The organism is Halomicrobium sp. HArcel3, from assembly GCF_058933135.1.
This window is the reverse complement of record NZ_JBZYDN010000001.1, coordinates 645,607-659,100: the sequence shown is the minus strand read 5'-3', so window position 1 is coordinate 659,100 and position 13,494 is coordinate 645,607. Positions and strand designations below refer to the sequence as shown.

17 protein-coding genes are annotated in these 13,494 nt (G+C 67.3%); 11 read left to right on the top strand and 6 right to left on the bottom strand.

Annotated features, from left to right (window positions below; translation table 11 throughout):
* Positions 1-25: 25 nt before the first annotated feature.
* A complete protein-coding gene (locus AC5FRV_RS03325; protein ID WP_493559692.1) occupies positions 26-328 on the bottom strand; it encodes a DUF8022 family protein in 303 nt (100 codons plus the stop codon).
* 1 nt (position 329) lies between these two features.
* The gene (locus AC5FRV_RS03320; protein ID WP_493559691.1) at positions 330-1,880 is read right to left on the bottom strand and encodes an acyl-CoA carboxylase subunit beta; all 1,551 of its coding nucleotides are present in this window, start codon (positions 1,878-1,880) and stop codon (positions 330-332) included.
* 233 nt (positions 1,881-2,113) lie between these two features.
* Between AC5FRV_RS03320 and AC5FRV_RS03315 the strand changes: the two genes are divergently transcribed.
* The 3 genes from AC5FRV_RS03315 (at position 2,114) to AC5FRV_RS03305 (ending at position 4,231) form a co-directional block, all read left to right on the top strand.
* Positions 2,114-2,740: a uracil-DNA glycosylase family protein gene (locus AC5FRV_RS03315; protein WP_493559690.1), complete on the top strand. Its 627-nt coding sequence runs from the start codon at positions 2,114-2,116 to the stop codon at positions 2,738-2,740.
* 75 nt (positions 2,741-2,815) lie between these two features.
* The gene (locus tag AC5FRV_RS03310) at positions 2,816-3,262 is read left to right on the top strand and encodes an SHOCT domain-containing protein (protein ID WP_493559689.1); all 447 of its coding nucleotides are present in this window, start codon (positions 2,816-2,818) and stop codon (positions 3,260-3,262) included.
* A 66-nt stretch (positions 3,263-3,328) separates the two neighbouring features.
* On the top strand, positions 3,329-4,231 hold the full coding sequence (locus AC5FRV_RS03305) for a CPBP family intramembrane glutamic endopeptidase (RefSeq protein ID WP_493559688.1): 903 nt from the start codon (positions 3,329-3,331) through the stop codon (positions 4,229-4,231).
* A gap of 121 nt (positions 4,232-4,352) precedes the next feature.
* Here the strand turns inward: AC5FRV_RS03305 and AC5FRV_RS03300 are convergent, their stop codons facing one another.
* The gene (locus AC5FRV_RS03300; protein ID WP_493559687.1) at positions 4,353-5,060 is read right to left on the bottom strand and encodes an SDR family oxidoreductase; all 708 of its coding nucleotides are present in this window, start codon (positions 5,058-5,060) and stop codon (positions 4,353-4,355) included.
* A 96-nt stretch (positions 5,061-5,156) separates the two neighbouring features.
* On the opposite strand from AC5FRV_RS03300, the gene AC5FRV_RS03295 reads away from it, so the two are divergent.
* Positions 5,157-5,816, top strand: a complete 660-nt coding sequence (locus AC5FRV_RS03295; protein ID WP_493559686.1) for a glycerophosphodiester phosphodiesterase — start codon at positions 5,157-5,159, stop codon at positions 5,814-5,816.
* A gap of 9 nt (positions 5,817-5,825) precedes the next feature.
* Here the strand turns inward: AC5FRV_RS03295 and AC5FRV_RS03290 are convergent, their stop codons facing one another.
* The 3 genes from AC5FRV_RS03290 to AC5FRV_RS03280 all read right to left on the bottom strand — a co-directional run bounded on the left by AC5FRV_RS03290 (position 5,826) and on the right by AC5FRV_RS03280 (position 9,261).
* On the bottom strand, positions 5,826-6,560 hold the full coding sequence (locus tag AC5FRV_RS03290; protein ID WP_493559685.1) for a hypothetical protein: 735 nt from the start codon (positions 6,558-6,560) through the stop codon (positions 5,826-5,828).
* Positions 6,557-8,047 (bottom strand): protein kinase domain-containing protein, encoded by a 1,491-nt coding sequence (locus AC5FRV_RS03285; protein ID WP_493559684.1) that lies wholly within the window; start codon positions 8,045-8,047, stop codon positions 6,557-6,559. Before AC5FRV_RS03285 ends, AC5FRV_RS03290 begins: the two co-directional genes overlap by 4 nt.
* Before the next feature lie 260 nt (positions 8,048-8,307).
* Positions 8,308-9,261, bottom strand: a complete 954-nt coding sequence (locus AC5FRV_RS03280; protein WP_089817232.1) for a transcription initiation factor IIB — start codon at positions 9,259-9,261, stop codon at positions 8,308-8,310.
* A 124-nt stretch (positions 9,262-9,385) separates the two neighbouring features.
* On the opposite strand from AC5FRV_RS03280, the gene AC5FRV_RS03275 reads away from it, so the two are divergent.
* From AC5FRV_RS03275 to AC5FRV_RS03245, 7 genes are all read left to right on the top strand, one after another.
* Positions 9,386-10,303: a 3-hydroxyacyl-CoA dehydrogenase family protein gene (locus AC5FRV_RS03275; RefSeq protein WP_493559683.1), complete on the top strand. Its 918-nt coding sequence runs from the start codon at positions 9,386-9,388 to the stop codon at positions 10,301-10,303.
* Positions 10,300-10,902 (top strand): DUF2391 domain-containing protein, encoded by a 603-nt coding sequence (locus AC5FRV_RS03270; RefSeq protein WP_493559682.1) that lies wholly within the window; start codon positions 10,300-10,302, stop codon positions 10,900-10,902. Before AC5FRV_RS03275 ends, AC5FRV_RS03270 begins: the two co-directional genes overlap by 4 nt.
* Before the next feature lie 86 nt (positions 10,903-10,988).
* Positions 10,989-11,168, top strand: coding sequence for an HVO_2753 family zinc finger protein (locus AC5FRV_RS03265; protein ID WP_089817230.1), 180 nt, complete (start codon positions 10,989-10,991; stop codon positions 11,166-11,168).
* A gap of 2 nt (positions 11,169-11,170) precedes the next feature.
* On the top strand, positions 11,171-11,437 hold the full coding sequence (locus AC5FRV_RS03260; RefSeq protein WP_089817229.1) for an elongation factor 1-beta: 267 nt from the start codon (positions 11,171-11,173) through the stop codon (positions 11,435-11,437).
* 117 nt (positions 11,438-11,554) lie between these two features.
* Positions 11,555-11,845 (top strand): 50S ribosomal protein L21e, encoded by a 291-nt coding sequence (locus AC5FRV_RS03255; RefSeq protein ID WP_493559681.1) that lies wholly within the window; start codon positions 11,555-11,557, stop codon positions 11,843-11,845.
* Positions 11,846-11,848: 3 nt separating this feature from the next.
* Positions 11,849-12,205, top strand: coding sequence for an RNA polymerase Rpb4 family protein (locus AC5FRV_RS03250; protein ID WP_493559680.1), 357 nt, complete (start codon positions 11,849-11,851; stop codon positions 12,203-12,205).
* A 232-nt stretch (positions 12,206-12,437) separates the two neighbouring features.
* Positions 12,438-13,427, top strand: a complete 990-nt coding sequence (locus AC5FRV_RS03245; protein WP_493559679.1) for an mRNA 3'-end processing factor — start codon at positions 12,438-12,440, stop codon at positions 13,425-13,427.
* Positions 13,428-13,494 lie beyond the last annotated feature (67 nt).

Here is a 13,494-nt window from a genome sequence, read left to right as displayed (position 1 = left end):
TGTCCTCGGTCATAGTCGATTGGATCTACATTCGGTCCGTCCGCCCTGCTGCCGTCCATTCGTCGCCCGGTGCGTCGTCTCGAATCCGGATCGTTCGCTGCTGGGTCGCCTCGATGCGGCCGGCGAAGGTCCACTCGCGACCCTCCCAGTCCGGCTCCTCGTTGCCCGACGAGGCGGCGGCCGCCGCGGCCGCCAGTTCCCCGTCTCGCACGTGGGCGCCGATAGCGACGGCGATAGCGGCCGCCTCGTCGGGACTCGCCGACGGCACTGCCCGCGTGACGGCGTCGACGAGCGCCGGTTCGACGGCGCCTGCACTGTCCGTCGCCATGTTAGAGCGGGATATTTCCGTGTTTCCGGTCCGGGCGGTCCGTTCGTTTGCCCCGGAGCGTCTCCAGGTCGCCGATCAGACGCGAACGGGTCTCCCGCGGTTCGAGCACGTCGTCGACGAACCCGCGCTCCGCCGCCGTGTAGGGGTTGGCGAAGGCGTCGCGGTACTCCTCGATGAGCTCCGCGCGACGCTGTTCGACGTTCTCCGCCGCGTCGAGCTCGTCGTCGTAGAGGACGTTGACCGCGCCCTGTGGCCCCATCACCGCGATCTCGGCCGACGGCCAGGCGTAGTTCACGTCCGCGCCGACGTGCTTCGATGCCATGACGTCGTACGCCCCGCCGTAGGCCTTCCGGGTGATGACGGTCAGGAGCGGCACCGTCGCCTCCGAGTAGGCGTACAGCAGCTTCGCGCCGTGCTTGATGATGCCGCCCGTCTCCTGGTCCTTGCCGGGCATGAACCCGGGCACGTCGACGAAGGTGACGATGGGGATGTTGAACGCGTCGCAGAAGCGAACGAAGCGCGCGCCCTTCATCGACGAGTCGATGTCGAGCGTCCCGGCGTTGACCCGGGGCTGGTTGCCGACGACGCCGACGCTGTGACCGTCCAGTCGGGCGAAGCCGGTGACGATGTTCCGGGCGAAGGAGTCGGCCACCTCGAAGAAGGATCCCTCGTCCATCACCCCCTCGACGACCCGGACGATGTCGTAGGGCTTCTGTGGCTCGTCCGGAACGACGTCGATCAGTTCCTCGTCGGCCCGGTCGGGGTCGTCCCAGGGCTCGACGCGCGGGGGGTCCTGGACGTTGTTCTGCGGGAGGTACGAGAGGAGGTACCGGATGTCGTCCATCGCCGCCTTCTCGTCGTCGGCGGTGAAGTGGGCGACGCCCGATTCGGTGGCGTGGGTCTGGGCGCCGCCGAGTTCGTCGAAACCGACTTCCTCGCCGGTGACCGTCTCGATGACGTCCGGGCCGGTGATGAACATGTGGCTCGTCTCGTTCACCATGTAGACGAAGTCGGTGATGGCTGGGGAGTACACCGCACCACCGGCGCAGGGCCCCATGATGGCAGAGATCTGGGGGACGACGCCGCTGGCCTGCTGATTCCGGTGGAAGATGTCGGCGTAGCCCGCCAGCGAGTCGATTCCCTCCTGGATGCGGGCGCCCGCAGAGTCGTTGAGTCCGATGATCGGTGAGCCCGTCTCGACGGCCTTGTCCATCACCTTGCACACCTTCTGGGCGAACACCTCGCCCAGCGACCCACCGAAGACGGTGAAGTCGTGGGCGAAGACGAACACCTTGCGCCCGTCGACTTCGCCGTAGCCCGTGACGACGCCGTCGCCGGGCACCTTCTTCTCGGCCATGTCGAAGTTGGTGCTCCGGTGTTCCCGTAACTGGTCGAACTCGACGAAACTGTCGTCGTCGAGAAAGTAGTCGATGCGCTCGCGCGCGGTCAGTTTGCCCTTCTCGTGCTGGGACTCGATGCGTTCCTCGCCGCCACCCCGCTCCGCTGCCGCCTTGCGTTCGCGGAGGTCATCGACGCGGTCTTCGTGAGTCACGACACACCAGCCCTCCTGCGCTCGTCCATGTACCAGGCCAGGGGAGGGGACGAGAAAAGCGTTATCGGAAACCGAACGATCAAAAATGTAAAATACGGTTCCACCCCCTCCGCCACCACCTATATTGAACTAGTGATTCCCGCAATACTGTCGCAGTCGTCGCCGAGCGCCTCCGATGCGTGGACCAGCACCAGACCGTCGGAGTTTTGACGCCCAGTCGCCTCAGTCCGTGCGTGAAGAACGTCGCGGAGTCCCTCTCGAACCCCTTCGGCTTCGACCCCGGCTGTGACCGGTTCGTCCCCGGATACGGCGACGCCAACGCCCACTTCCACGTCGTCGGCGACCATCCGGGCGTCCACGGCGGCGTCGACTCCGGCATCCCGTTCACCGGGTCCGAGAGCGGCGAGCGACTCCAGCGAGCGCTCGCCGACGCCGGCCTGCTCGACGCCGCGGGGTCACCCCCGGAAGTGGGCAAGACCTACCTCTCCTACCTCCATATGTGCGGAGCCGACGGAACGCCCTCGCAGACGTCCTACGACGACCTCGAACCGCTGTTCGACTCGGAGTTCCGCGCCATCACCGCCCACGTCATCCTCCCCGTCGGCGAGCGGGCGACGCGTCACGTCTTTTCCGTCGCGACGGCCGAGTCAGCGGACGACGTCGACATGGACGCCCTGCACGCGACCGAGGTGATGGGGTCGGGGTGGCTCGTCTACCCGATCAAGGAACCGATGGCGTGGACCGACGAGGACGAGACCGCACTGGTCGACGCACTCGTGGCCCTCCAGGAAACGGATTACCGGCGCGAGGCCGACCTCGGCCGGTTCGGGCCCACTGGCGAGTCGTACCTCGTCAGGTAGCCTCGGGCCGCGAGTCGGGACGGCGCACCTCGCGCACCGATAGAATTTTGACGTACTGCCGAGGACACGTCGTCTATGCGACGTATCGTCGAGCTATACGGTCCGAACTCCCCGCGCGGCCGCGCCGTCGCGTCGGCCGTCTTCGGGTCCATCGGCTTCACCGCGCTGTTCATGGTCCTCGCACACTTCGTCGCGATTCAGTACCAGTTCACGGAGTCGGCGTCGCTCCTCCTGATGGCGACCGTCGGCCTCGTCTTCACGACGCTCGCCTACTGGGAGGCGGAAGCGGTCGTGCGTCGCGCGGAAGCGGCGCCCGAACACTCACGGGAATCAGCCCGCGAGACTGGGTACGGGCAGGCGTCCGCCGACGGCGACGCGGATCCTATCGCCGACCTCCAGCACCGATACGCTCAAGGAGAACTATCCACGGAGGAGTTCGAGAAGCGCGTCGAACGACTGGTCGAGACTGACAACCGGGTCGAGGCGAGCGACGGCCGTGATCAAGAACTTGACCGGGCCTGAGACCACGGTCCTCGTTCTAGAAAGACCGATCGGGTGCTTTATACTATTCTCGTTGACATTACGGGCATGGTTCAACTATCGAGCGGTGAGGGGGCGTCCCGGCGAATCACCTTCGAGGGCGGGGTGACGTGGCTCGCGTTCTTCCTCGTCGTTGCTGCTCTAGAAGTGGCAGCAGGTAACCTGATCGCGAACGTCTGGGCCATCGGTCCCGCAATTCCGGTCGTCGAGTCCAACGCCATCACGACCGGGCAGTCCATGCTGTTCGTCGGATTCGTCTGGTGGGTGCTTCGATCCGAAGGGGTAGCATTCGGCGAAATCGGTCTCTCACCACGACTCCTGGTGCCAGCGACCGTCGCCGTCGCCGGATCCTACGTCGCTATCAACGCCCTCGGTATCGGACTCGCATTCGCGACGGAGAGCCTCGCGTCGGTCGGGTACCACTGGACAGTCCCACCGGGAGAGGCCGTCGTCGAGTTCCTGCTCCAGCTCGTCACCGTCGCGTTCGTCGAAGAACTGACCTACCGCGGGTATCTCCAGACCAAGGTCGTCGGCCTCCTCACGGACGCGACCAGAAAGCGAATCGCGCTCGGAATCGGTCTCGCGGGCGCTCTCTTCGCGCTGGCGCATATACCGCGAATACTCACGGACGGGTCACCGGGAGGGATGACGCCGCTGGTCTACCTCGTCACGCTCACCCTGAGCGGGATGACCTACGGGGCCCTCTACGAAGCGACCCAGAACCTGTACGTCCCAGTCGTATTCCACGCCGCGGGGAACATGCCGGGAACCGCTGGCATTCTCTTCTACGACACCGGTGGGTGGCCGGCGTGGGCTACGGCCGTCGATTCGCTCGCGTTCCTGGTCATTCTGGTCGCGATGATCGTCGTCTATAGACGGTGGGCGTCCGGGGCCGAGACGTTGCCAGTGTGGACGAAGCGAGAAGACACCACGGCGACCGTCGCGAGATAGCGGCTGTCCGTCAGGACGTACCGGCGCGGGAACCGAAGGACCCCGGGGTCGACCGGGAACCAGCAGGCTACGCCTCACTCGGCTTGATACGCTGCTCGCGCCGTCGCGCTCGTTGGGACTGTCACGTCTCCCCGTACACCGGCACCGCAGCCCCACTCGTCACCGTCGCGGCGTCCGAACAGAGGAACATAACGACCTCGGCGATGTCGGCCGGGTCGACCCACTCGGAGTGGTCGGCGTCGGGCATCATCTCCCGATTCATCGGCGTGTCGATGACGCTCGGCATGACGGCGTTGGCCCGCACCGTCCCCAGGTTCTCCTCGGCGATGGTCTCGGTGAGCAGTCGGACGCCCGCCTTCGTCGCGCGGTAGATGCCGTCGCCCTCGCCGCCTTCGAGCGAGGAGCGGGCCGAGACCGACAGGATCGCTCCTTCGCTCTCCCGGAGGTGAGGGAGTGCGTGTTTCGACGCCAGGAACGTGGTTTTCAGGTTGACGTCGAAGAGGAAGTCGAACGTGTCGACGTCAGTCTCGTGGATGGGGTCGCCGCCGCGCCAGGTTCCGGCGATGTTACACAGCGCGTTCAGGCCGCCGTGGTCCGCGACGACGTCGTCGACGACGCGCTTGACCTCCGACTCCGCGGTGAAGTCACCCTGGTAGAAGTCGACCCGGTCGGGGTCCAGCGCGAACTCCTCGCTATCCGGGGCGACAACGTCGGCACCGCAGACTGTGGCGCCCGCGTCGTCGAACGCCCGCGCGACAGCACTGCCCAGCGCCCCGCCGACGCCCGTGATCAGTACGACGTCGCCGCCGAAATCGAAGTCGACGTTCATGCCCGAACTGTCGGCCGGATAAGAGATAAAGTTTCGTCGGGCTGTCAGGGCTGCGAGGACGGGAAAGCACTTTACCCGCCCCGGCGACGAACCACCATGCGCTGTATCGCCCACCGCGGGTTCGCGGGGGAGTTCGCCGAGAACACCGTGGGAGCGGTCGCGAGCGCCGCTGAGATCGCCGACTGGGTCGAGGTCGACGTCCGTCGCTGTGGCTCCGGCGAACTCGTCGTCGTTCACGACGAGACGGTCGACCGGGTGACCGACGCCACCGGCGAGGTGGCGGAGCTATCGCAGGCCGAACTGGCCCAGCTGAACGTCCTCGGCAGCGGTGAGGGTATTCCCACGCTCGCGGAGGTGCTGGAGGTCCTCCCGCCGTCTGTCGGGATCAACGTCGACCTGAAGGAGAACGGCCTCGCGACCGACGCCGTCGACGTCCTCGGCGCCCACGACGGCGGCGTGCTGGTCTCCTCGTTCGACGCCGGCGTGCTGGCGGAAGTGACCGTGCTCGCCGACTACCCGCGCGCGCTCCTCGTCGAAGCCGACCCGGAGGAGCGACTCGCCCGGGCCGCCGACCTCAACTGCACCGCCATCCACCCCCACTGGGACATCTGCGACGAGCGGTTCGTCTCGCGGGCCCACGACGCCAACCTGACGGTCAACGCCTGGACCATCCGGGACAGCGTCGGCGCCGTCTCGGCCCGGAACGCCGGCGTCGACGGGTTCATCACCGATCACAGCGAGTTCTGCGCGGAGTAGGACGGTCGCTCAGAGGCCGGCCAGGTTCTGCCGGAGTTTGATGGTCGCCGTCATCAGCGCCGTCGCGGTCATGATGACGAACACGACCTGGATGTGGAGGACGACGACCTGGTCCAGGCCGGCGACGACGGCGAGTTCGGCGATGGGGATCAGCGACGCGAACAGCAACACCGGCAGCAGGTGTCGGAGGAGCGTGTCGACGACTGTCCCCTGGACGCGCGAGGCCGACGTCCCGCGCCGGCCGACGACGAAACCCACCGCGAGGAAGACGAGTGCAGCGATGCCTTCCAGGGCGGCGACGGCGTGATGGTCCGCGTTCCAGGCAGTCCCGACGGTGACGGCGACGACGACGACGGCGCCCGCGAGCCAGAATGGACGGCCCGGACCGACTGCGCCCGACCCCGGTGTCCCGGTCGGCACCGAATTGCGGTACAGCGACTGGAGCACGAGCGCGAGCAACAGGACGTGGGCGAGCATGACCCCGCGGCGGTACGACGTCTGGAGCGAACTCACGATGTCGACGACGCCGAGCAGCGCGAAGAGGACGGCCGTGACACCGACGAACGCCAGCGTGCGCCACAGCGCGTCCTGACCGGCCAGTTCCGCCACGCGGTCGTTGCGGTACGCGTAGAACGTGAATCGCAGGCCGAGCACGCCGAGCAGGACCAGCGCGATGAAGAAGATGAACGTGAGGTTCGGGTTCCCACCGACCAGGTCGAGCCCCAGTTCGACGGCAGCGATCACGTCTCGTCCTCCATCCCTATCCGGCGTAACTCCTGTTCCATGTGCGTGACCGCCTCGTAGCGCTGCAGTTTCTGGCGCGCCATTGCCTTCGTCACCACCTCGTCGAGGCCCTCCGGCACGTCGGCGACGTCGCTCGGCCGCGGCGGTGGGTCCGACAGGACGCGGTCCCTGATTCGTCCGTACTCACCGTCGTAGGGCGGGTCCCCCGTGAACAGCAGGTACACCAGTGCGCCGAGGTGGTAGACGTCGGTGGCGTGGTCGATTCGCCCGAAGCGCCGGTCGAAGTACTCCGGCGCGGCGTAGCGCGGGTCCAGCCGCGAGGTCGGATCGAAGTAGTTTCGCACGACGTGGAGCAGACCGACGTCGTCCAGCAGCGGCGGCTGGACCTCGTCCTCGTCGATGACGTTGCCGGAGTAGACGACGTTCCCGGGGTCGATACCACCGTGGACGACGCCGTTCTCGTGGAGGTGGGTGACGGCCGCCGCGAGTCCGCGGGCGTTGAAGAGCGCCTCGGAGCGGTCCAGTCGGTCGCGGTCGGCCAGACTGAAACCCATGTACTCCGTTGCCGTCCACGGTCGCGGGTCGAGGCCCCAGTCGTAGACGGCGACGACGTTGTCGTGGTCGTCGACGCCAGCCCACCGCGCGAGCCGCTCGTCGATGGCTGTCGCGAACGCGTCGGCCCCCTGCGACGGTCGGTGAAGGAGCGACAGGCCGACGGGGAGCTGCTCGCCGTCGACGACGCCCAGCGTCCGGTAGACGTCGGCGTACCGGCCCCGGCGACGTTTCGCGAGGACCGTGAGCTGGTCGAAGCGGCTGTCGGCGACGACGGTTGGGATATCGTCCGCCGGTTGCCAACCTGGGCCGTCGATCGACTGTCCGTCGCTATCGTTCGCAGACGCCGACTTCGCGTCTGGACTCTCGTTAGACACGTCGCCGTCGTCGGCCTCGTCTTCGTCCATCGGATCGCCGGTCGCACCATCGGTCCCCCGTTGCAAGCGGTCGTGGGACGACCCGTCGTGGGTGTAGACGCGCTGTGGCCCGGACGAGTTCCCCTCGCCCGCGAGTCGCGTCCGCCCGACGTCTCGCTCGCCGACGGCCGGCCGGTGGTAGTTCGCCCTCGCCAGGCTCCCCTCGACCGGCCAGTACCGCGGTCGGCTCTCGGCTTCGGTCTCCATCGCCGCGAGTTCCTCGGTGACGGCCTCCGGGTACCGCGCCGCGACGTAGTCGAACGCCAGTTCGGCTTCGAGAGACGGCTCCTCGTCGTCGATCCGGTCGGTGAGACGTCGCGTCAGGTAGGCGGCCGTGTCCGGGAGGTGGGCCGCGACGTGACAGATGGCCCACGCGGCGCCGAGACGCACCGACTCCGCCTCGGCGTCGAGTTTCCCGACGAGCCCGGGGAGCCGACGACGTCCCGTGGTCGGGTCGTCGAACACCGCGAGTAACGACGCGATCGGCTCGTCGCGGCCAGGAGCGGCGTCCTCGGTCATCGATTCGTTCCTGCGTATCGACTGGCCCCCGCCATGACTGTTGCGGTGAGTATCGTCGCCGAGAACTGCTGCAGTCGCTGGTCGCGAATGAACGGACCAAAGAAAACTGGTCGGTCTGCGCCAGCCAACTCACGGGTCGCTTCGCTCCCCGTTCGTGTGTTCGTCGGCCCCTCACTGCGTTCGGCGCCGACCTGCTCGCGGTCCGCTTCGCGCACCGCTCGCACAAAAGCTGGCCCCTCACTGGGTTCGGTGCCAGCCTGTCAGTGAATCCCCATCGCTTCGATCTGCTCCTGGTACCGGTTGCGGATGGTGACTTCGGTCACCTGGGCGACGTCGGCGACTTCGCGCTGGGTCTTCTTCTCGTTGCACAGCAGTGAGGCGGCGTAGATGGCCGCCGCGGCGTACCCAGTCGGAGACTTGCCCGACAGCAGTCCCTGCTCGGCGGTGACGTCGATTATCTCGTTTGCCTTGGACTGGACTTCTTCGGAGAGTTCGAGTTCGCTGGCGAAGCGGGGGACGTACTGCTTGGGGTCGACCGGCTCCATCTTGAGCTTGAGTTCCTGGGCGACGTATCGATACGTCCGGCCGATCTCCTTCTGCTCGACGCGGGAGACGTCCGAGACCTCCTCGAGCGAGCGTGGGATACCCTCCTGGCGACAGGCGGCGTAGAGACACGAGGTCGCGACGCCCTCGATGGACCGGCCGCGGATCAGGTCCTCGTTGAGCGCCCGTCGATAGATGACGGAGGCGACTTCTCGCACCGAGCGCGGTACCCCGAGCGCGCTGGCCATCCGGTCAATCTCGGAGAGCGCGAACTGCAGGTTGCGCTCGCCCGCGTCCTTGGTTCGGATGCGTTCCTGCCACTTGCGCAGGCGGTGCATCTGGCTCCGTTTTTTCGAGGATATCGACCGACCATAGGCGTCCTTGTCCTTCCAGTCGATGGTCGTCGTCAGCCCCTTGTCGTGCATCGTCTGCGTCGTCGGTGCACCGACGCGGGACTTGCTCTGCCGTTCCGAGTGGTTGAACGCGCGCCACTCCGGCCCGCGGTCGATGTTCTCGTCCTCGATGACCAGGCCGCAGTCCTCGCAAATGAGCTCCCCGCTCCCGTCAGAGGTGATCTCCGTCGAATCACACTCCGGACAGGTGCGCTGGGACTCCTCTGTTTCCTGCTCCTGCGTCCCCTCCTGCTCGCGCGTGCGCGTGGGCCGCTCCATGTGTTCTTTTAGGGAGAACGATTTCAGACATATAAATGTTTGGTTGGCAAGCGGTAACACTCGAATCGGGGGCGGGCGGCCCGGGTCGCAAAAGCTTATCCGGTCACGCGACCGGGTACGTCGCATGGAAGTTGCCGTACTTGGCGCCACTGGGGACGGCCGAGCCATCGCGAGCCAGTGCGCGCTCGCTGGCCACGCCGTCGGCCTCCACGACGGGGACGCGAACGTCGTCATGGACGCCATCGACGCTATCGAGCAACGCCACGGCGACGAGGCGCTGGCAGCGATCGACGGGACGACGGGCCTCGACGCCGCGGTCGGCGACGCCGACGTGGTGGTCGACGCGACAGAGGGTGACGAGCGGACGCGACGCGAACTCGTCGCCGACGTCGAGGAGACCGTCGGCGACGAGACGCTGATCGCGACCAGCGGCGCCGCCGTGTCGGTGACAGGCGTGGCCGCCGGCCTCCGCAAACCCGGCCGGGCCGTCGGCCTCCACTTCGTCGACCCGGACGAATCGTCGCTCGTGGAGGTCGTCGTCGCCGACCAGACCGCCGAGACGGCCCGCGAGCGCGCGGTCGAGTTCGTCGAGGGCCTCGACGGCACGCCGCTGGTCGTCCGCGACGTCCCGGGCTTCGCGAGCACGCGCCTGGATCTGGCGCTGATCGTCGAAGCCGTCCGCATGGTCGAGGAGGGCGTCGCCAGCGTCCCCGACGTGGACCGGGCGCTCGAACTGGGCCGCGACCATCCCGCCGGTCCGCTCGCGCTGGCCGACGAGATAGGACTCGGGAACGTCCTCGAAGCCCTCGAAGACCTGGCGAACCGGCTCGGCGGACGGTTCGACCCACCTGGACTGCTCCGCGAGAAGGTGAACGACGGCTCTCTCGGCGTCACGACCGGCGAGGGGTTCTACGAGTGGGAGAACGGCGAGCGTGTCGGTCCAGCCGACCCGAACCCCGTGGTGCGCGGCCGTCCCGATCCAGAGAGTGACGCGGGAACACCGCCCGAGCCGGGCGGGCCGATGGGCTCAGACGACGGATGAGTTCCCGGCGTTCCGGGCGCAGCGCCGACAGGGACGCGCCAGCACCCGAGGACGAGGAGTCCCCGAACATGGGCGACCTCTTCGACGAACTGGCGGAACTCGAAGAGTTCGTCGACGACCCCGACGAGCGCGCGCGAGTTCGCGAGGCGATGCGGACCGCGACCGAAGCCCAGGACGACGCCGTGTTCGGCCGCGTCGTCTGGGGGTTCGACCGGGCCGACCTCTCCGAAGCGATTCTCGGCGCGCTCCTCTTCGGCATCCCGATGGCCGTCGAAGGCGGGACCAACGAGGCCGGTGAGTTCCTCGCGACGCGTCCGGCCCTCCTGGCGGGAACGGTCGGCGCCACCGTCGCCCTGGTCGTCGGCATCCTCTACGTCGCCGACATCCAGGACGTGCGAGTGCGTCGCCGGATACTGGGCGTAATCCCCCTCCGGCTCGCGGGGGTCCTCGGCACGGCGCTCGTTACGTCGGTGTTGCTGCTGACTGCCTGGGGACGGGTCGACTGGGCGGATCCGACGGTCGCCCTGAGTACGTGTCTCGTCGCGCTCTTGCCCATGAGCATCGGCGCCGCGCTCGGCGACATCCTCCCCGGGAGCTGACCGGGTGAACCGGGCCTAGACAACGACTCGCACGACTGCGACGCGGTTTGGTAACCGTTAAAAGCGGCGGTCCGATAGAGAGTGGTATGAGCGAGAGCCAGCAAAAGCGGGCGCAAAAGTGCGTCTCCTGTGGCATCAACATCGCCGGGACGAACGCGGCGGCGTTCAAGTGCCCGGACTGTGGCCAGCAGATCTACCGCTGCGCCAAGTGCCGGAAGCAGAGCAACCTCTACGAGTGTCCCGACTGCGGGTTCAGGGGGCCCTGATCATGGGGAAAGTCGCAGCCAAGATCAAGGTCATGCCCCAGAGCCCTGACGTCGACCTCGACGCGCTTCAGGAGCGCCTCGAAGGGGCTCTCTCCGAGGGCGCGAAGATCAACGGCTTCGAGCGCGACGACGTCGCGTTCGGGCTCGTCGCGCTGTTCCCGACGGTCATCGTCCCCGACGACTCCGGCGGAACCGAGGCCGTCGAGGAGGCCTTCACCGAGGTCGAGGGCGTCGAGTCGGTCTCCGTCGAGAACGTCGGCCGCATCTGAGCGGTCACACTTTCTCCGGTTCGTTTCCGATACCACCAGTCGTGACCGACGAGTCCCGCACGTGAGAAGACAGGAACGGACGTTTTATTAGGGCGAGCGGACAAGCGAACCGCACGAATGCCGAGTTCAAACGGACCCAAAAAAGGAACCCGGAACAAGCTCAAGAACAAGCCCCGCCAGCGGGGTACCAGCCCGCCCCAGCGCGCCATCGAGGAGTTCGAGACAGACGAGAAAGTCCACCTCAAGACGGACCCCTCCGTGTCGGACGGTCGATTCCACCCGCGCTTCGACGGCCAGACCGGTACCGTCGTCGGCAAGCAGGGTGACGCCTTCAAGGTGCAGATCAACGACGGCGGCAAGGAGAAGACGATCATCGTCACCGCGGCGCACCTCCGACACCAGGAGTAAGGGATGACCATCTTCAAAAAGAAGCTCGACGAGGAGTACCTGACCCTCGCCGAGACGAAGGAGATCCTCGAAGACATCGAGGCCGACCGCGCGGTCGACGAGGAGCGCGAGATGCGCTACGAGCTCGCGCGCGCCATCGAGCACGTCAACCGCTTCGCCGAACTCGACGTCGAGGAGGCCGACGAGTTCGTCGACCAGCTCCGGGAACTGGAGAAGGTCGACGAGGCGACGGCCTACAAGATCGCGAACCTCCGGCCGCTGGACCGCGACGAACTCCGCGCCGTCTTCGCCCAGGAGCGGTACTCCCTGTCCGGCGACGAACTCGACGATATCCTCAACATCGTCAAGCAGTACGCGTAACCGACTCGGCCCCGCTTCCGTCCGACACGTCGGCCCGGGTCCGTTCGCGTTTTGCCCGCTGATCGCGACGTCCACAGTTCCGTCAGCGGTAGCGTCACCCCTCGAAACCGGCCAGGTCGACGCTCGCCGTACGGCGCCCCCGTCGACGCGGACGACGAACAGCGAGACGCACGATTCCGTCGTCGGCCGGTTCCCCGGAAGCCATATCGGCGCTGACGGCTAGTCTCTCGCTATGACCGCGGACGTGTCGCTCGGGCGCGGCATCACGCTCGATTTCGCCGACGGCGAGACCATCGTCTTCGACGGGAGCGACGAGGCCGACGTCACCGTCCTGAGTCACGCCCACGGCGACCACACCACCAGCGCGAATCCCGAAGGACTCGTCTGTTCTCCCCTCACGGCGGCGCTCGCGACCCAGCGCCGGAATCTCGCGAATCCGCTCGAAGCCGGGAGCCATCCCGACGTCGACCTCCGGCCCGCCGGCCACGTCGCCGGATCGCGAGTCGCGTACGTCACCGACCCGGCCAGCGGCCGAACGGTCTGCTACACTGGCGACGTCTGCACCCGCGACCGACTGTTCCTCGACGGGTTCGACCCGCGCCCAGCGGACGACCTGATACTCGAAACGACGTACGGAACTCCCGAGTACCGGCTGCCGCCCACCGAGGAGGTGTTCGCAGAGATCCGAGGCTGGCTGCGGGAGACGATGGACCAGGTCGTTCTCCTCTACGGGTACGCCCTCGGCCGCGCGCAGAAACTCCAGGTGCTGGCCAACGAGGCCGGCCGTGACCGCGTCTTCGTCACCGACGCCGTCGCCGACGTCAACCAGGTGATCGAGGCCCACCGGAACCTCTCGTTCGCGGTCGATCGACTGGACGCGGACGTCGACCTCCGACCGGGCGACGCCGTCGTGGTGCCGCCCCACGAGAAGCACCGGGGCTTCGTCGACGGTCTCGTCGGCGAGTCCGAGTCCGTGGACGCCGGCTTCTCCGGATGGGCCGTGGACAGTTCGTACCGGTACCGGCGGGGGTACGACGTCGCGTTTCCGCTCTCGGACCACTGCGACTTCGGCGAACTGGAAGCGCTCGTCGAGGCCGTCGACCCCGAACGGGTCTTCACTCACCACGGCTTCGCCGACGAGTTCGCGCGACACGTCACGTCGGCGTTCGGCGTCGAGAGCCGGGCCCTGAAGCGCGACCAGCACACGCTCGCCGACTTCTGACGGGGAACGGCGCCGTCCGTTTGCGCACAGCCGGGTTCGAGAATCGCTGAGGTCCCGTTCCCCGGAC